The following is a 16802-nucleotide window of genomic DNA, read 5'->3' on the forward strand; positions in this document are numbered from 1 at the left end:
CCCTACCCGCCGGCTTGCGCCACGGGCACGGTCGGCAGCATCACCACCAAGGCCTGACGCAAGCGCGCCGGTAGCAGCGGTTTGCCGAGCAGCGTCACGTGCGCCGGAATGCAGCGCTCCTGCAACTCCGGGCTCAGGTCGGCGCTGATCAGCAAGGCCGGAAGCATCTGTCCGGCTGCCTCGCGCAGGCGATCGATGGCGCGCAAGCCATCCTCGACCGCGGCCAGCCGATAGTCGCTGATCAGCAATTGCGGCGCTGCCGTCTGCAGGCTGCACAAGGCGGCCGGCAAGTCGGCGCAGGCGGTTACCTCGCAGCCCCAGCGCCGCAACAGACCGGCCAGGGCCTCGCGTCCCTCCCGATCGTCCTCCAGCACCAGTACCCGCCCCTGCAGCGTCGCGCTGGCCGCGGGAGCCGGGCGCTGCTGGCCGGCCAGCGCCCACGGCAGATCCAGACTGAAACAGCTGCCCTGCCCTGGCGCGGAGCGCAGCTGCAATGGATGACCGAGCAGGGCCGCCAGCTGGCGGACGATCGCCAGGCCAAGCCCCAGGCCCAGTTCGGCGTTGCGCCCGGGGTTGTCGAGCTGGCGGAACTCCTCGAACACCTGAGCCTGCTCCTCGGGCGTCAGGCCGCGACCATCGTCGATCACCTCCAGGCGCACGCTGTCGCCCTGCTCCCGGGCAACGATTCGCACCCGCCCCGCCTGGGCATGGCGCAGGGCATTGCTCAGCAAGTTGCGCAGCATCCGCTCGAGCAGCAGTGGATCGCTGCGCACCCAGAGCTCAGGACACTGCCAGTCCAACTCGATGCCCTGCACCTGCGCCTCGCGTCCGGTCTCTCCACTCAGACGCTCGAGCAGAGGGCGCAAGGCGAAGACCTCCGGACGCACCTGAACGCCACCCGGCAGGGTCAGGCGGGTATAGTCCAGCAGTGACTGCAGCAAGCGACCGAGTTGCTCGATCGATACCGCCAGGCGGCTGCTGATACGGCGAATGGCCGGTTGCTGCTCCTGCTCGAGCAGGTGCTGGGCATACAAGCCCATGGCATTCAGCGGCTGGCGCAGGTCATGGCTGGCGGCGGCGAGCAGGCGCAGCTTGCGCGCATCATCGGCCTCGGCGCGCAAGCGGGCCAGGTCGAGCAGGCGCAGGTTGATCCAGGCACCGCGCTGGCCATGCTCCTGCAGGTAGGCACCGAGGCTGCCGATCAGGTTGGCGCAGAGCAGGAACTGGCCCTGATAGGCGAGAAAACCGGCCGGTTCGACCGCCAGCAGGCCGAGCGCCAGAAACAGCCCGCAGAAGCCCCAGGCAGCCAGGCTCACGGCGCGGAACGACACCCCCAGCAGCAGGTAGCCGAACAGCAGAATCAGGAACAGGCCATCGTAGGGCATGGCCACGCCTTGGGCCCAGCACAGGTGGATGATCACCGCGACGCAGGCGCCGTTGAAGCCGTAGGCGGCGCAGTAGGCCAGCAGTACCCGGCGTGGTGGGCTCTGAGGCCGGCGACAGTAGAGAAAACCAGCCGCGGCGGCGCACAGCCCCAGCACTCGCAGCGGCAGTACCGACAGCCCGACCGCCAGCGGCATCAGGGTCAGGTCCAACAGGGTATAGAGCAACTGAAACAGGATCGCGATGCTGGCGACCAGCAGCAAGCGCCGACGCACCCGCTGCACCCGATGCTCGAGAAAGCCCTGCTCCAGTTCGGCACTGAAACGCAGAAGGCGATAGCCGGCGCGCTGTTGCGCCAGCAGCAGCCGCTCTTCCTGTTCCAGGCTCATGCCACGCCGCCCGGACGCAATTCAGGGCTTGGCGCTGGCGGAGTCCGAGTCTTTGGCGGCAATCGCATCATAGGTGTCCACCCGGTGCTGGTCGGCGGCGTCGAACAGGCGCTGGCGCAAGCGTTGCTGTTCGCGGCGCCGGTCCGCCGGGCTGAGCCCAGTCCCTTGCAGGCTGGTCAGTTCTTGGCGATAGGCGGCGTAGCGTTGTTGCCAGGCCCGTTCGTTGCGTTGTTCGGTGAGCAACTGCTCGACCGCCGGCGGATCATAAGTCAACGCGAGGAACTGGCGCACCTGTTGCTCGCTCGCCCCTTCACGCCACAGCTGTTCGCTCTGCGCTTGCTGGGCCAGCGCCTGGCTCTGGCGCGCCTCGCTGGCCCGCAGGGCCTCGGGCAGCTGCTCACGCAGGCGCTCCTGGGCCTGGACCTTGGCCGTCTCGCTCAGGTCTTCGCGGCCCTGCAGGGCCAGGCTGTCGAGGGTGTAGCGGGCATAGGCTTCCTCGGCGCCGAACAGCGCCTCGACCGCGCCGGCGGCGAAATGCGCGCGACGCAACTGCGCCAGGCCGTCGAAGGCTTGCTGCAAGGTCGCCAGGCGTGCCTGCGGATCCGCCTGCTGGGCCACGTCCAGTGGCTGTTGCAGCAACGCCAGGCTGGCCCGCTTGTAATCCAGGTAGTCACCGAGCAGGCCGATCAGCTGACCCAGTGCCGGCTCCTGCAGGCGAGCGCCGGCATCGGCCAGCAGCGCCTCGACCGCGCGCTCCAGGCCGGCCTGATCGGCGGCGCTGAGGAAATAGTCGAAGTAGTCGCGTATGCCCAGGCCCAGTTGCAGGTTGCCGGCGCTGTCGACATCGAGCCGGCCGTCGACCTCGGTATCGGCCATCGCCGGCAGCAAAGGCGCGGGGAGCACAGGCGCGAGCCCAGCCGGCGGCGCCTCGACCAGCGGGACGCTGGCGCGGACCTCAGGTGACTGCAACGTGGAGACTGCGGCGGCTTGCGTCGGAAGCGGCCCCGGCCACTGCCAATAGACAATCAGGGCGGCGCCACCGAACAGCAGCACCGCCCACAGCAGAATCGAACGTAACGGCAGGGGCATGGAACCTCCAAGGGGCGGACTGCAGGAGGCAGCCCGCGATGCCATCAAGGATCAGACGCCTTTGTTCTTCAGGCGATTGGCATGCTGACGGTACAGCGATACCGGTTCGGTCCAGCCGCGGATGCCGAACAGCTGGTTGATCGCATCGGCATGGTTCAGGTGGTAGCTGTCGCCGAGCACTTGCCCCAGATAGGTCGAACAGACGCCGACCAGGCCATCGTTCTTCTCGCCACCGAACGCCAGGCTGGTAACAGCCAGGAACGGGTCGAGGGCATCGAAGATGTTGGTGTAGGCCACATTTCCGGTCCAGGAGAAGTAGCGGATCGGATAGCCGCGCACGCTCTGCAGCTCGGTGGACTTGGCGCAGTAGCTGGCGTTGTTGACGCCCCAGGGGTGGCGGCTGTTGAGCGCCGCGGTACCCGGAGTGGTCAGGGTTTCCAGCGAGGCCAGGCCGTCCTGCGGGTTGTTGTTGCCCGACAGCAGGTTGATGAACGCGCCCAGGGCATTGGCGATGGCATTGGCGCCGCCCTCGATGGCGCCATCGGCGGGCACTACCCCGCGCACCACGTCGGCGACCTTGGAACCCTTGTTGACGCCGTTGACCGAGGTCACCGAGGCAACCAGGTCGGGACGCAGCGAGGCCGCCACCCGCGAGGTCGGCGACCCCTGGCTATGGCCGATCAGGTTGACCTTGCCGCCATTGGCCGCGGCCCAGGGCACGATCTGCCGGGCCAGGTCGGCGCCGCGCTGCTCGCTGTCGTTGAACGCGGCGACGCTGGCGACATAGACCTTGGCGCCGTCGCGCTCAAGGTTCCAGGGAATGGTGTGGAAATAATTGACCAGACCGCCAAGGGTGTCGAACCCGCTGATGCCGTGTACCAGCACGATCGGGTATTTGGTCTGGGTGTAACCGGCCTGGGCCTCGACGGCGCCAGCCAGGGCCAGGCTGGCCAGGGCGGTGGTGATAACGCGACGCATGGGTGCCTCCTTGTTTTTCTTGTGGGCACGCCGGGAAACTGCGTCCGGCGCCACAAGAGTCTAAGAAGGCCACTGGCGGCGGCGCATCGCCCAGATGGGTGACCGAGCGCAGCCTGGTGGATCAGCAGGCGCCCAGGCCCAGTTGCAGGAGGGCCAGACCGCCTTGCCGCCAGCCCCACCAACTCAGGGCCAGCAGCAGCGCAGCGCCCAGCAGCAGGCCGGCGCCGAGCCAGAGCCTGCTGCTCATGCCCCGACTCCGGCCTGCTGCAGGCGCGCCACCGGCTGCTCGCGCACCGGCCAGTTGAGGGCGGCCGCCATCAGGCTGAGGAGAATCGCGATCTGCCAGACCAGGTCATAGCTGCCGGTCTTGTCGTACAGATAGCCGCCCATCCAGCCGCCGAGAAAGGCGCCGAGCTGATGGAACAGGAAGACGATGCCGCCGAGCATCGACAGGTTGCGCACGCCGAACAGGGTGGCCACCGTGCCGTTGGTCAGAGGCACCGTGGACAACCACAACAGGCCCATGGCGATGCCGAAGGCGTAGGCGCTCCACACCGTCAGCGGCGCCATGATGAAGGCGCCGATCACCGCCGCCCGCGCCAGGTACAGGGCACTGAGCAGGCGCGGCTTGGCGAAGCGACCGCCAAGCCAGCCGGCGATATAGGTGCCGAACACGTTGAACAGGCCGACCAGGGCCAGCACCGTGGTGCCGACCAGCGCCGGCAGGTGCTGGTCGACCAGGTAGGCCGGCAGGTGCACGCCGATGAACACCACCTGGAAGCCGCAGACGAAGAAGCCCAGCGCCAACAGCCAGAAGCCGGAATGGGAACAGGCCTCGCGCAGCGCCTCGGCCAGGCTCTGTTCCTGACCGTGGACCGGCAGCGGCTTGTCCTTGATCATCGCCGTCAGTGGCACGATCAGGGCCACCAGCAGGCCCAGCACCAGCAGCGCCGCCGACCAGCCAAGCCAGTTGATCAGGCCCAGACTGCCCGGCAACATGACGAATTGCCCGAGCGAGCCTGCCGCCGCGGCGATACCCATGCCCAGGCTGCGTTTTTCTGCGGGCACGGCGCGCCCGACCACACCGAGGATCACCGAGAACGAGGTGCCGGATAGGCCGATGCCGATCAGCAGGCCGGCGCTCAACGACAGCGACCAGGCCGAGTCTGCCAGCCCCATCAGTGCCAGGCCGATGGCGTAGAGGACCCCGCCCACCACCACGGTGCGCTGCGCCCCGAAACGATCGGCCAGGGCGCCGGTGAAGGGCTGGGTCAGACCCCAGATCAGGTTCTGCAGGGCGATGGCGAAGGCGAACACCTCGCGTCCCCAGCCGAATTCCGCGCTCATCGGCGCCAGGAACAGGCCGAAGCCGTGACGAATACCCAATGACAGGGCGAGGATCAAAGACCCGCCCAGCAGAATCCACAGTGTTGCCCGCGACTTCATTCGCTTTACTCTCCACGCCATTCGACTGGCTGCCTGATGGCAGCCACATCATCTGCCGCAGGATGCCCCCTCGCCACCCGGCTGGCAATCGGACCATTGGCCAATCGGGCTTGTCGCGCGATTCAGGGGACCGGCGCGTGGGTCTCCTCATGGCGCCGGCGAAAATAGTCGAGCAGGGGCGTCCGGTAGGTGGCGAAAGTCTCGGCCGGCAGGTAGCGCTGGTAGAGCGCCAGCAAGGCCCGCGGCTCGGCCATCTGCCGGCGCACCGCGCGGTCCAGGCGGCGGGCCATGGCCAGCCCCCAGGCGCTGCGGGTGCAATAGATGCCACTGAGTTGCAACTCGGTGTTGTCCGCCAGGCCGATGCTGCGCAGCGGCTCGAGGATCAACTCGTCCCGGTTGATCGCCATGACCACCGGTGGGTATTCCAGGGTGAAGTCGATGCGCCCGTGGCTGACCATGAACAGCAGGTTTTCACCACCGCCAGCGATACCGCCGCCGAAGCGCTCCAGGTTACCTGCGTCCTGCGCCTTCGCCAGAGCGGCGCGGACCGCCTCCGGGTAGGTGCGCCGCCTGGCCAGACCACCGCGCAGCTGCTCGCTGGCCAGCAGGTCGCTCAGGTACAGCCGCTCACCGCGCCAGGGCAGGCGCGCCACGGTGTCGGCCCGAACCACCAGCTCCATCGGCGGGCTCATCAAGTAAGGGACGAAGTAACCCAGGCGGTCGCGCTCGGCCAGCGGCAGGCTGCCGTTGCTGCAGAGTTCGCGGCCAGCGGCCAAAGCCTGCTGCAGCCGCGGCACGTTGAACAGCTCGTAGTGGATGTCCAGGCCGGGTAAGTCCGGCTCGAGCAATTGCAGCGACTCCAGCAGGATGCCGCTGTGCGGCTCGCCTTCCTTGAGCAGCACCCCGCCCGGGATGGGCAACAGGCCCCAGGTCAGCGACTCGGCCTGCACGCCGGTTACCAGCAGCATGGCCAGCAGTCCGGACACCCTGCAGGTGCGCCGGCTGTGATCGGCAACCAGGGAAACAACCAGGGCGGCAGCATGGGCAATCCGTGCACGGTTCAAGGCGATCCCTCCCCCTGCGCAGGCCACTGCGCTTAGCTAGAGCGCCAGTACCAGCAGTACCGCGCACTCAATCAACTCTAGCAAAGCGCCGGCGGTATCGCCGGTGGTGCCGCCCAGGCGTTGCAGCATCAGCCCGCGCAGCCATAGGAACAGTGCGGCGGCCACCAGCAGCGCCAGCAGCGCGCTCCAGCCGCACAACAGCAGCGCCACGCCATGCGCGGCGAGCACCCAGGGCAGCTCGCGGCGCGGCAGGTGCTCGGCCAGGGCCTGGCCCAGGCCGCCGGGGCGCACGTAGGGCGTGCTCAGCCACAGCAGCGGCAAGAGTGCACGCGCCAGCCAGGGCACCAGCAGCAACGGCAGGACCTCGCCGGCCTCGAGCAGGACGACCAGGGCAACGAACTTGAGCAACAGCAGCAGCACCAGCGCCACCACCGCCATCGGCCCGCTACGCGGGTCCTTCATGATCGCCAGGGTTCGCTCGCGGTCGCCGAAGCCGCCGGCCCAGGCATCCACACTATCGGCCAGGCCATCCAGGTGCAGGCCGCCACTCAGGCCGACCCAGAGCGCCAGCAGCAGCCCTGCCTGCAGCAGCACCGGGGCCGCGCCCAGCAGCCGATGCGCGCCGAACAGCAGCAGACCGATCAGCAGGCCCACCACCGGGTACCAGAGCAGCGAGCGCCCGGTTTCCGCGGCCGAGGGCATCGCCGCCAAGCGCACCGGCAAGCGCGTAAGAAACTGCAGAGCGATCAGCAGCGGGGTCATGGCAGCTCCTGCAGGCGGCCGAAGCGATCCAGTTGCAGGCGTACACGCTGGCCGTGGGCCACGTTGACCTGCAGCAGGTCCTGCTGCGGCAGGCCGCGGGCACCAGCCAGCAGCAGGCGCATCACGCCGCCATGGGTGATCAGCAGCAGGCGCTCGCCGGCATGGCGCAGCTGCAGGCGCTGCACGGCGCCCAGCACCCGCGCCTCGAAATCCACCAGCGGCTCGCCGCCGGGCGGGGTGAACGCATAGGGATCGGCCCAGAAACGTCCCAGGGCATCGGCATCGCTGACCATCAGCTCGGCGGCGCTGCGCCCTTCCCAGGCGCCGAAGTGCAGCTCCTGCAGCGCCGGTTCCAGGCTCAAGGGCAGGCCGCGCTGCGCCGCCAGCTCCTCAGCGAAGCGCGCGCAGCGCTGCAGCGGCGAGCTGATCAGCCGGTCCCAGGGCCCGGCCCCCTCGACCGCCGCACGCAGCTGGGCCCAGCCTGTTTCGGTCAGGGCATCGTCGAGGCTGCCACGCAGGCCACCGCCCTGCTCGGTCTCGCCGTGGCGCAGCAGTTCCAGGTAGACGCTCATGCCGGACGCTCCGCGACTGCCGCCTCGGCGAAGGTGGCCATCTCGCCGTGCAGTCGGCACGCCAGCTGCAGCAGCGGCACGGCCAGGGCGGCGCCGCTGCCCTCGCCCAGGCGCAGGCCCAGTTGCAGCAGCGGCTCGGCCGCCAGCGCCTGCAGCAGCCGCCGGTGGCCCGGCTCGGCGCCCTGGTGGGCGAACAGCAGCCAGGCGCGGCAGCCGGGGTTGAGGCGCGCCGCCGCCAGCGCCGCGACGCTGCAGATGAAACCATCGACCAGTAGCGGCACGCCCTGCTGGGCGCCGGCCAGGTAGGCGCCGACCAGGGCGAGGATCTCGAAGCCGCCGAGACGGCGCAGCGCCTCCAGCGGCTCGCCGATGGCCGGGCCGTGCAGGGCCAGGGCCGCGTCGATCACCGCCGCCTTGCGCGCCACCCCGGCGTCGTCCAGGCCGGTGCCGGGGCCGGCCAGCTCGGCCGCCGGGCAATCCAGCAGCCAGCAGGCCAGGGCCGTGGCCACGGTGGTGTTGCCGATGCCCATCTCGCCGCCGATAAACAGCTCGGCGCCGTCTTGCTGCGCGCGCAGCACGGCGTCGCGCCCGGCCTGCAGGGCCAGTTGCGCCTGCTCGCCGGTCAGCGCCGGGCCCTGGGCCAGGTTGGCGGTGCCAGCGCCGAGGTGCAGGTGGCGCACCCCGGGCAGCGCCAGGGGCTGCACGGTGCCCAGGTCGACCACCTCCAGCGCCGCGCCCAGCTGCCGCGCCAAAACGCTGATGGCCGCGCCGCCGGCGACGAAGTTGCCCAGCATCTGCCCGGTGACTTCCTGGGGGAAGGCCGACACCCCCTCGGCGACCACGCCATGGTCGCCGGCGAAGATACCGATCGCCACCCGTTCGATGCTGGGCCGCTCGCGCCCCTGCAGCGCCGCCAACTGGATCGCCACCCGCTCCAGCTGGCCGAGCGAGCCGGCCGGCTTGGTCAGCTGCTGCTGACGTGCCTCGGCCTGGGCGCGCGCCGCCTCATCCGGCGCTCGGCAGGCCTGCTGCCACCACGCTTGATTCATGGTGCCTCTCCTTTCAGCACCATCGGCAGCCCTGCCACGGTGAACAGCACCCGCTGGCAGCGCTCGGCCAGAGCCTGGTGCAGCCAGCCGGCGGCGTCCACGTAGCGGCGGGTCAGCTCGCCCAGCGGCACTATGCCCAGGCCAGTCTCGTTGCTGACCAGGATCACCCGCCCAGGCAGTCCCGCCAGGCACTCGAGCAGGGCCTCGCGCTCGGCCGCCAGGCGCGCCTCATCGTCCAGCATCAGCAGGTTGCTCAGCCACAGGGTCAGGCAGTCGACCAGCAGGCAACGGCCTTCGCCGGCCTGCTCGGCCAGCACCCGGGCCAGTTGCAGCGGCTCCTCCACCAGGGCCCAGTGCGCCGGACGGCGGGCCCGGTGCTGGGCGATGCGCGCGTCCATCTCGCCGTCCAGCGCCTGGCTGGTGGCGATGTAGGTCACCGCCAGCCCGGACTCGGCCGCCAGGCGCTCGGCCAGGCGGCTCTTGCCGGAACGGGCGCCGCCGAGAATCAGTTCATGCATAACCAGTCTCTCTAATTAGCCGTAGGGTGGATGTCGCTTCGCCCATCCACCATCCCGTCACACATGGCAGATCGATAAGGCGCGATCCACCCTAGGAAACTGTGGCCGCCTTGCTGGATGCAGAAGGCGACATCCAGCCTACAGGCCACAGAGTTCGCGCAGTTTCCCGGTATCCAGATGGGCCTCGACCAGGTCCGCCAGGCGCTCGATGTCGCGCTCGCGCAGGGCCTGGTAGTCGACTTGCCTCACCTGACGTAGCCCCGCCCAGCGCAGCAACGCGCTGCAGGCCGGACCCGACTCGAACAGGCCGTGCAGGTAGGTGCCGAGCACCTGGCCGTCGGCGCTGACGCCACCATCAACGCGGCCGTCGTCCAGTTGCACCGCGCCATTCAGGCCGGCGCCCGCGCTGACCCCGGCGTGGATCTCGTAGCCGGACACGGGCGCATCCTCCAGGCACAGGCGGCCGCGGACGTTGCGCAGCTGCTTCTCCGGCTCCAGCACCGTGGCGAACTCCAGCAGGCCCAGGCCCAGGCTGCTGCCGGGCGCGCCTTCCAGGCCATGGGGATCGTCGATCCGCGCGCCGAGCATCTGCAGGCCGCCGCAGATGCCGACGAGCTTGCCGCCGTAGCGCAGGTGCTTGCCGATGGCCGCCTCCCAGCCCTGCTCACGGAGGAATGCCAGGTCGGCGCGCACGCTCTTGGAGCCGGGCAGGATGATCAGGTCGGCGGATGGGATCGCCTGGCCGGGGCCGACGAAGCTCAGCTCGACCTGCGGATGCAGGCGCAGCGGGTCGAAATCGGTGTGGTTGCTGATGCGCGGCAGCACCGGCACCACCACCTTGAGCACCTCGCCGGCCTTGGCCGCCTGGCGTACATCGATGGCGTCCTCGGCTTCCAGGTGGAAATCCATCAGGTACGGCAGCACGCCGAGCACCGGCTTGCCGGTGCGTTGCTCCAGCCAGTCCAGCCCCGGTTGCAGCAGGGCGATGTCGCCACGAAAGCGGTTGATCACGAAGCCCTGGATACGCGCCTGTTCGCTCTCCGACAGCAGAGCCAGGGTGCCGACCAGGTGGGCGAACACCCCGCCCTTGTCGATGTCGGCGATCAGGATCACCGGGCAGTCCACCGCCTCGGCGAAGCCCATGTTGGCGATATCACCGGCCCTGAGGTTGATCTCGGCCGGCGAGCCGGCGCCCTCCACCATCACCACCGGGTAGGCGGCGCTCAGGCGCCCGTGGGAGGCCAGCACCGCGTCCATCGCCACCCGCTTGTAGTCGTGGTAGGCGGCGGCATCCATGCTGCTGATGGCGCGGCCGTGGATGATCACCTGGGCGCCGATGTCACTGTTGGGCTTGAGCAGCACCGGGTTCATGTCGGTGTGCGGCGCCAGGCCGGCGGCCTGGGCCTGCACCGCCTGGGCGCGGCCGATCTCGCCACCGTCTTCAGTCACGGCGGAATTGAGCGCCATGTTCTGCGGCTTGAACGGCGCCACGGCCACGCCCTGGCGTCTGAGCCAGCGGCACAGCGCGGTCACCAGGGTACTCTTGCCGGCGTCGGAGGTGGTGCCCTGGACCATCAATGTGGTCATGCCGAATGCTCCTTGAATGCTTGTAAGGCCCGCTCCAGTCGTGCCCAGCCCGACTCGTCCGGCGGCAGGCCGAAACGCAGGCTCTGGGGTTGCTGGAACAGCCGGGTGAGGATGCCCTGGGCGGCGAGAAACTCGTGCAGCACGGCCGCGCGCGCATCGGCCAACCACTGGAACAACGCGCAACCGCCGGTCGGCGTCAGGCCCTGCTCGCGCAGCAGCCGGGCCAGGCGTTCACCATCGGCCCGCAGGCGCTCACGCTGCACCTGCTGACCGGGCCCATCCTGCAGCAAGGCGGTGGCCAGGGCGCGCGCCGGACCACTGACAGCCCAGGGACCGAGCAGCTCGTCGAGCCGGGCCAGCAGCGCCGGCTCGGCCAGGACGAACCCCAGGCGGATGCCGGCCAGGCCGAAGAACTTGCCGAAAGAACGCAGCACGATCAGCCCGGGTCGGTCGCAGTGGGCCGCCAGACTGTGCTCGGGGGTGCAGTCGATAAAGGCCTCGTCGACCAGCAGCCAGCCGCCACGCTCGGCCAGGCGCGCGCGCCAGGCCAGCAGCTGCTCGGGGGCGAAACGCCGGCCCGTGGGGTTGTTCGGGTTGACCAGCAGCAGCACCTCGAGGCGCTCCAGGGCCCGGTTGATCCCCGCCTCGCTGAGTTCCAGCAGGCGATGGCCCTCGCGCCGCCAGGCCGCGGCGTGCTCGGCGTAGGCCGGGGCGACCACGCCGACCCGGCAGCGTTCGCGCAGCCGCGGCAGGGCCTGGATTGCCGCCTGGGAGCCGGCCACCGGCAGCAGGTGCGCGGCGCCGTAGTAGTCGCGGGCCGCCGCCTCCAGGCCGTCGTCGGTCTCGGGCAGTCGGGTCCAGGCGCTCGCAGGAATCGGCGGCAGCGGCCAGCCATAGGGAGCGATGCCGGTGGACAGGTCTAGCCAGTCGCCCAGGGCGATGCCATGGCGCCGCGCCGCCGCGCGCAGCCGGCCGCCGTGCTCAAGCAAGGGTCACCTCCGCCAGCAGCAACAGCGCCAGCCACAGCAGCACCCCGCCATTGACCAGGTTCAGCGCCCGCTCGATATCCCGCGCCCGCGGCTCGGCACCCTCGCCCAACTGCGGGCGCTGCTCCTCGCGCCCGTGGTAGATGGCCGCCCCGCCCAGGCTGACGCCCAGGGCACCGGCGCCAGCGGCCATCACCGGGCCGGCGTTGGGGCTGTCCCACTGCGGCGCCTGGCGCTGCCAGCAACGCAGGGCCAGGGCGGTGCGGCCGAGCAGCGCGTAGCTCAGCGCGACTAAACGCGACGGAATGTAGTTGAGCCCGTCGTCGATCCTTGCCGCGGCCCAGCCGAAGCGCTCGAAGCGTGGATTGCGGTAGCCCCACATGGCGTCCAGGGTGTTGCTCAGGCGATAGAGCACCACCCCCGGCGCGCCGGCCACGAGGAACCAGAACAGCGCGGCGAACACCGCGTCCGAGCCGTTTTCCAGCACCGACTCGGTGCCGGCGCGGGCCACCCCGGTGGCATCCAGGGCGGCGGTGTTGCGACTGACCATGTAGCCGACCCGCTCGCGCGCCAGCGCCAGGTCACCCAGGCGCAGGGCCTGGGCCACCGGTAGCGCATGCTCGCCAAGGCTGCGCAGGCCAAGGGCCGCATACAGGGCGATAACTTCGAGCGCCCAGCCGAGCCCCGGCAGCTGGGCCAGCAGCGCCGCCACCAGGGTCAGGGGCAGCACCGCCAGGCACCAGGCCGTGACACCATGGCTGCGCCAGCCGCGCCCGCCCGGGTTGAAGCGCTGCTCGAGGCGCGTCGCCAGGCGCCCGAAGGCCACCAGCGGATGCCAGCCCCTGGGCTCGCCGAAGCGCAGGTCCAGGGCCACCCCGGCCAGCGCGCCGAGCACCAGGCTCATGCCCCCGCCTCCACGCAGCCGCGAATCAAGGCGTGCAGCTGGCGCACCCCATCGGTCAGGGCGGCCGGACCGGGCTGGAGGATGTCGGCGGACTTGATCTCGTGCAGCTGGCCGCTGCGCACGGCGGCAATCGCCTCCCAGCCGGGGCGCGCGGCGACTTGCTCGGGGCGAAAGTGCCTGCCGCACCAGGAGCCGATGATCAGCTCGGGGTCGCGCCGCACCACCTCCTGCGGGTCCGCGATGATGCGCTGCTTGGCGCGCTTGAAGCGGCCCAGTTCGGCGAAGCAGTCTTCGCCGCCGGCCAGCTCGATCAGTTCGCTGACCCAGCCGATGCCGCTGATCAGCGGGTCGTTCCACTCCTCGAAGTACACCCTGGGCCGGCGTGGCAGCTGCGCGGCGCTGGCGCGGATCGCCTGCAGCCCGGCGTCCAGCTCGGCGACCAGGCGCTCGGCGCGCTCGCGGGCATCGACCAGGGCGCCGAGGGTCTCGATCATGCGCAGGATGCCGGCGACGTCGCGCTGGTTGAACAGGTGCACCTCCACGCCCTCGCGCGCCAGTTCGGCGAGGATGTCCGCCTGCAGGTCGCAGTAGCCCAGCACCAGGTCGGGCTGCACCGCGAGGATCTTGTCGATCCGCGCCGTGCTGAAGCCGCTGACCTTGGGCTTGTCCTGGCGCGCCTGGGGCGGACGCACGGTGAAGCCGGAGATGCCGGCGATACGCGCCTGCTCGCCGAGCAGGTAGAGGGTCTCGCAGGTCTCGGTGGACAGGCAGGCGATGCGTTGCGGGCCTTTCATCAGGGTCGTTCTCCCCAGCGATTCTCGAACAGCAGCTCACTGAGCGGCCGTGGCTCGGCCCAGCCCTGCTGCACCAGCATCGGCGTCTCGTAGAAGGCCGTCACCGGCCCCAGGCAGAGCAGCGCCAGCGGCTTGCTGCCGCTGGGCATGGCCAGCAACTCGGCCAATGCCTGCGGCTCGAACAGCGACACCCAGCCGAGTCCCAGGCCCTCGGCGCGGGCGGCCAGCCAGAGATTCTGAATGGCGCAGGCCATCGAGGCCAGGTCCATCTCCGGCAGGGTGCGGCGGCCGAACACGTGGGCCTCGCGGCCCTCCATCAGGGCCACCACCAGCAGCTCGGCGCAATCGCCGATGCCCTCGACCTTGAGCCGCAGGAACTCCTCGCCGCGCTCGCCCAGGGCCTCGGCGGTGCGCAGCCGCTCCTCTTCCACCAGGGCCTGGATCGACTGGCGCAGGTCCGGGCGGGTGATGCGAACAAAGCGCCAGGGCTGCATCAGGCCGACGCTGGGCGCCTGGTGCGCCGCCTCCAGCAGCCGCGCCAGCACCTCGGGCGCTACTTCACCCCCACAGAAGTGGCGCATGTCGCGGCGCTCGGCGATGGCCCGGTAGACCGCCGCCCGCTCCGCTTCACTGAAGGCCTGCTGGCTCATGGCCGCTCTCGTGAAAGAAATAGCTCCGCCGCCGCCGCCGGGTTGGACGCCAGGTAGAAGTGGATATAGGAGGCGGTCAGCCGGCCCTGGCGATAGACCGCCTCGGCGGTGCGCCTGTAGTTCGGGCACTCACCCCGGGCGAGCGGCGTAAGCTCGCTGGTCAAAGCCGAATGATGGAAGGTATGGCCGCGCAGGCGTCCGCCGGGCAGCTCGGCCTCCTGCAGGGCCAGGGCGGTCAGTCGCGGCTGCAGCGTCGCCTCGCCCGGCAGCAGGCCGAGCATGGCCGCGCTCTGCCCCTGCTTGTCGGTCAGACGTTCGAACAGATAGAGCATGCCGCCGCATTCGGCGTGGATCGGCTTGCCGGCGTCATGGTGGGCGCGGATCGCCCCGGCCATGGCCTGGTTGGCCGCCAGCCGGGCCAGGTGCAGCTCGGGGTAGCCGCCGGGCAGGTAGAGGCTGTCGACCTCCGGCAGCTGGCTGTCGGCCAGGGGCGAGAAGAAGCGCAGCTCGGCGCCCAACGCCCGCAGCAGGTCGAGGTTGGCCTGGTAGAGAAAGGCGAAGGCGGCGTCACGGGCCACGCCGATGCGCACCCCGGCCAGCAGCGGCTCGAGTGCCTGCGCGTCGGGTGCGGCGAAACTCACCTGCGCCGGCAGGGCCACCTCGGCGCTGGCGGCCAAGGCACTGGCCTCCAAGGCATCGGCCGCGGCATCCAGGCGCGCATCCAGGTCACTCAGCTCGTCGGCCTGGACCAGGCCCAGGTGACGGCTGGGCAACTCGACCGCGGCGCTGCGCGGCAGGGCGCCGTACCAGCGGATCGACTCGGGCAGGGCATCGCGCAGGATCTCGCCATGCCGGGCGCTGCCGACCCGGTTGCCGAGTACCCCGGAGAACGGCAGATCGGGCTGGAAGCTGGCCAGGCCGTGGGCCAGGGCACCGAAGGTCTGGGCCATGGCCGAGCCGTCGATCACCGCCAGCACCGGCACGCCGAAGCGCCGGGCCAGGTCGGCGGCCGAGGGGGTGCCGTCGAACAGGCCCATCACCCCCTCGATCAGGATCAGGTCGGCCTCCCCCGCCGCCTGCCAGAGCAGCCGCCGGCTGTCTTCCGCGCCGACCATCCACAGGTCCAGCTGGTACACAGGTGCGCCGCTGGCGCGGGCGAGGATCATCGGGTCGAGAAAATCCGGGCCGCACTTGAACACCCGCACCCGCTTGCCCTGGCGCGCGTGCAACCGCGCCAGGGCGGCGGTGACCGTGGTCTTGCCCTGGCCCGAGGCCGGGGCAGCGATCAACAGCGCCGGGCAGTTTCTATGGCTCATCGCAGGCTCCGTTCAGCATCGTAGGGTGGATGACGCCTTACCCATCCACCAGCGACAGCGGTGGATGAAGAAGGCGTCATCCACCCTACACAGCTGCGATCTTTGAACGCTTTGAGCGAGAGCATCAGAACTCCACGCCCTTCTGCGCTTTGACCCCGGCCTTGAAGGCGTGCTTGACCAGGCTCATCTCGGTGACGGTATCGGCCGCCTCGATCATGCCCGGCAAGGCGCCACGGCCGGTCACCACCACGTGTTGCAGCAGCGGCCGCGACTGGATGTCGGCGAGCACGGTCTCCAGCTCCAGGTAGCCGTACTTCAGGGCGATGTTCAGCTCGTCCAGCACCACCAGGCCGACGGCCGGGTCGCCCAGCAGTTGGCGCGCCACGTCCCAGGCCTGCTGGGCCTTGTCGATGTCGCGCTGGCGGTCCTGGGTTTCCCAGGTGAAGCCCTCGCCCATCACGTGGTAGCTGACCTCCTCGGGAAAGCGGCGGAAGAAGCTCTCTTCGCCGGTGCTGGCGGCGCCCTTGATGAACTGCACCACGCCGACCTTGATCCCGTGACCGAGGGCGCGGGCAACCATGCCGAAGGCCGAGCTGCTCTTGCCCTTGCCGTTGCCCGTGTGCACCAGCAGCAGGCCGTATTCGTCCTGGGCCTGGGCGATCTTCTCGTCGATCAGGGCCTTCTTGCGCTCCATGCGCGCCTTGTGCCGGGCGTCGCGTTCGGCCGATTCGCTCATCGACTTACCTCATTGCGCTGGCGCAGGCCGACTGCACTGCGCACGCCAACATAGAGTACCGCGGCCAGGCCGATATAGAGCGCCAGGTTGCCCAGGTAGCGCGGGTAGTAGAGGGCGATGCGCTCGGCCAGCAGGGCCAGGCTCGGCTCCGGATAGCGCCCGGAGAAGTACAGGAAGCCACCGCCAGACAGCAGGTAGGCGACCAAGGCGCTGAGCGAAACGGTCGCCACCAGCAGCGCCAGGCTCGACAGGTTGTCACGGTGCCAGCCGGCGTACAGGCGCCCGCCCAGCCACAGCGAGCCATAGGCCGGGACCAGCAGCCAGTAGGCCGGCGACATGCACCAGTCGCTTACCCCGGCCCACTCGATCGCGGCGAAGTCCAGCAGCGAGGCCTCGACGAACAACGCCGGAAATACCCAGCGCGGCGTCAGCAGCACGCCGGCGAGGAAGAACACCGCCCAGGAGGCGCTGGGCAGGTTGACCGAGGCGAAGTGATGGCCACGGGTCATGGCCAGCAGCGCCATCAGCGCGAGGCCGATCAGCAGTTGCACGCGGGGGGACAGCTTGAGCATGGTGGTT

18 protein-coding genes are annotated in these 16802 nt (G+C 70.0%); all 18 read right to left on the bottom strand.

Annotated features, from left to right (window positions below):
• Positions 1–2 precede the first annotated feature (2 nt).
• Complete coding sequence (locus tag AB5S05_RS10965; protein ID WP_369287552.1) at positions 3–1772, bottom strand: hybrid sensor histidine kinase/response regulator; 1770 nt, start codon at positions 1770–1772, stop codon at positions 3–5.
• A gap of 21 nt (positions 1773–1793) precedes the next feature.
• Complete coding sequence (locus AB5S05_RS10970; RefSeq protein ID WP_369287553.1) at positions 1794–2861, bottom strand: lipase secretion chaperone; 1068 nt, start codon at positions 2859–2861, stop codon at positions 1794–1796.
• A gap of 51 nt (positions 2862–2912) precedes the next feature.
• A complete protein-coding gene (locus tag AB5S05_RS10975) occupies positions 2913–3839 on the bottom strand; it encodes an esterase/lipase family protein (RefSeq protein WP_369287554.1) in 927 nt (308 codons plus the stop codon).
• A 121-nt stretch (positions 3840–3960) separates the two neighbouring features.
• Positions 3961–4086: a hypothetical protein gene (locus tag AB5S05_RS10980; protein ID WP_369287555.1), complete on the bottom strand. Its 126-nt coding sequence runs from the start codon at positions 4084–4086 to the stop codon at positions 3961–3963.
• Positions 4083–5285, bottom strand: coding sequence for an MFS transporter (locus AB5S05_RS10985; RefSeq protein WP_369287556.1), 1203 nt, complete (start codon positions 5283–5285; stop codon positions 4083–4085). Before AB5S05_RS10985 ends, AB5S05_RS10980 begins: the two co-directional genes overlap by 4 nt.
• A gap of 122 nt (positions 5286–5407) precedes the next feature.
• On the bottom strand, positions 5408–6349 hold the full coding sequence (locus AB5S05_RS10990) for a transporter substrate-binding domain-containing protein (RefSeq protein ID WP_369287557.1): 942 nt from the start codon (positions 6347–6349) through the stop codon (positions 5408–5410).
• A 36-nt stretch (positions 6350–6385) separates the two neighbouring features.
• A complete protein-coding gene (locus AB5S05_RS10995) occupies positions 6386–7111 on the bottom strand; it encodes an adenosylcobinamide-GDP ribazoletransferase (RefSeq protein ID WP_369287558.1) in 726 nt (241 codons plus the stop codon).
• Positions 7108–7683 (bottom strand): alpha-ribazole phosphatase family protein, encoded by a 576-nt coding sequence (gene cobC / locus AB5S05_RS11000; RefSeq protein ID WP_369287559.1) that lies wholly within the window; start codon positions 7681–7683, stop codon positions 7108–7110. Before cobC ends, AB5S05_RS10995 begins: the two co-directional genes overlap by 4 nt.
• On the bottom strand, positions 7680–8732 hold the full coding sequence (cobT, locus tag AB5S05_RS11005) for a nicotinate-nucleotide--dimethylbenzimidazole phosphoribosyltransferase (protein ID WP_369287560.1): 1053 nt from the start codon (positions 8730–8732) through the stop codon (positions 7680–7682). Before cobT ends, cobC begins: the two co-directional genes overlap by 4 nt.
• Positions 8729–9250: a bifunctional adenosylcobinamide kinase/adenosylcobinamide-phosphate guanylyltransferase gene (gene cobU / locus AB5S05_RS11010; RefSeq protein ID WP_369287561.1), complete on the bottom strand. Its 522-nt coding sequence runs from the start codon at positions 9248–9250 to the stop codon at positions 8729–8731. The genes cobT and cobU overlap by 4 nt, the downstream gene beginning before the upstream one ends.
• Before the next feature lie 138 nt (positions 9251–9388).
• The gene (locus AB5S05_RS11015; protein WP_369287562.1) at positions 9389–10837 is read right to left on the bottom strand and encodes a cobyric acid synthase; all 1449 of its coding nucleotides are present in this window, start codon (positions 10835–10837) and stop codon (positions 9389–9391) included.
• Positions 10834–11826 carry a threonine-phosphate decarboxylase CobD gene (cobD, locus tag AB5S05_RS11020; protein WP_369287563.1) on the bottom strand — a complete coding sequence of 331 codons (993 nt, stop codon included), beginning with the start codon at positions 11824–11826 and terminating at the stop codon, positions 10834–10836. Before cobD ends, AB5S05_RS11015 begins: the two co-directional genes overlap by 4 nt.
• On the bottom strand, positions 11819–12727 hold the full coding sequence (gene cbiB, locus AB5S05_RS11025) for an adenosylcobinamide-phosphate synthase CbiB (RefSeq protein WP_369287564.1): 909 nt from the start codon (positions 12725–12727) through the stop codon (positions 11819–11821). The genes cobD and cbiB overlap by 8 nt, the downstream gene beginning before the upstream one ends.
• Positions 12724–13524, bottom strand: a complete 801-nt coding sequence (locus AB5S05_RS11030) for a cobalamin-binding protein (RefSeq protein ID WP_369287636.1) — start codon at positions 13522–13524, stop codon at positions 12724–12726. The genes cbiB and AB5S05_RS11030 overlap by 4 nt, the downstream gene beginning before the upstream one ends.
• Entirely contained in the window at positions 13521–14171 is a 651-nt protein-coding gene (gene bluB, locus AB5S05_RS11035; RefSeq protein ID WP_369287566.1) for a 5,6-dimethylbenzimidazole synthase, read from the bottom strand. Before bluB ends, AB5S05_RS11030 begins: the two co-directional genes overlap by 4 nt.
• Positions 14168–15487 (bottom strand): cobyrinic acid a,c-diamide synthase CobB, encoded by a 1320-nt coding sequence (locus AB5S05_RS11040; RefSeq protein WP_369287567.1) that lies wholly within the window; start codon positions 15485–15487, stop codon positions 14168–14170. Before AB5S05_RS11040 ends, bluB begins: the two co-directional genes overlap by 4 nt.
• A 124-nt stretch (positions 15488–15611) precedes the next feature.
• A complete protein-coding gene (cobO, locus tag AB5S05_RS11045; RefSeq protein WP_369287568.1) occupies positions 15612–16223 on the bottom strand; it encodes a cob(I)yrinic acid a,c-diamide adenosyltransferase in 612 nt (203 codons plus the stop codon).
• Positions 16220–16795, bottom strand: coding sequence for a hypothetical protein (locus AB5S05_RS11050; RefSeq protein ID WP_369287569.1), 576 nt, complete (start codon positions 16793–16795; stop codon positions 16220–16222). The genes cobO and AB5S05_RS11050 overlap by 4 nt, the downstream gene beginning before the upstream one ends.
• Between the last annotated feature and the right edge of the window lie 7 nt (positions 16796–16802).

This window comes from Pseudomonas zhanjiangensis, from assembly GCF_041027545.1.
Lineage (GTDB): Bacteria > Pseudomonadota > Gammaproteobacteria > Pseudomonadales > Pseudomonadaceae > Aquipseudomonas > Aquipseudomonas zhanjiangensis.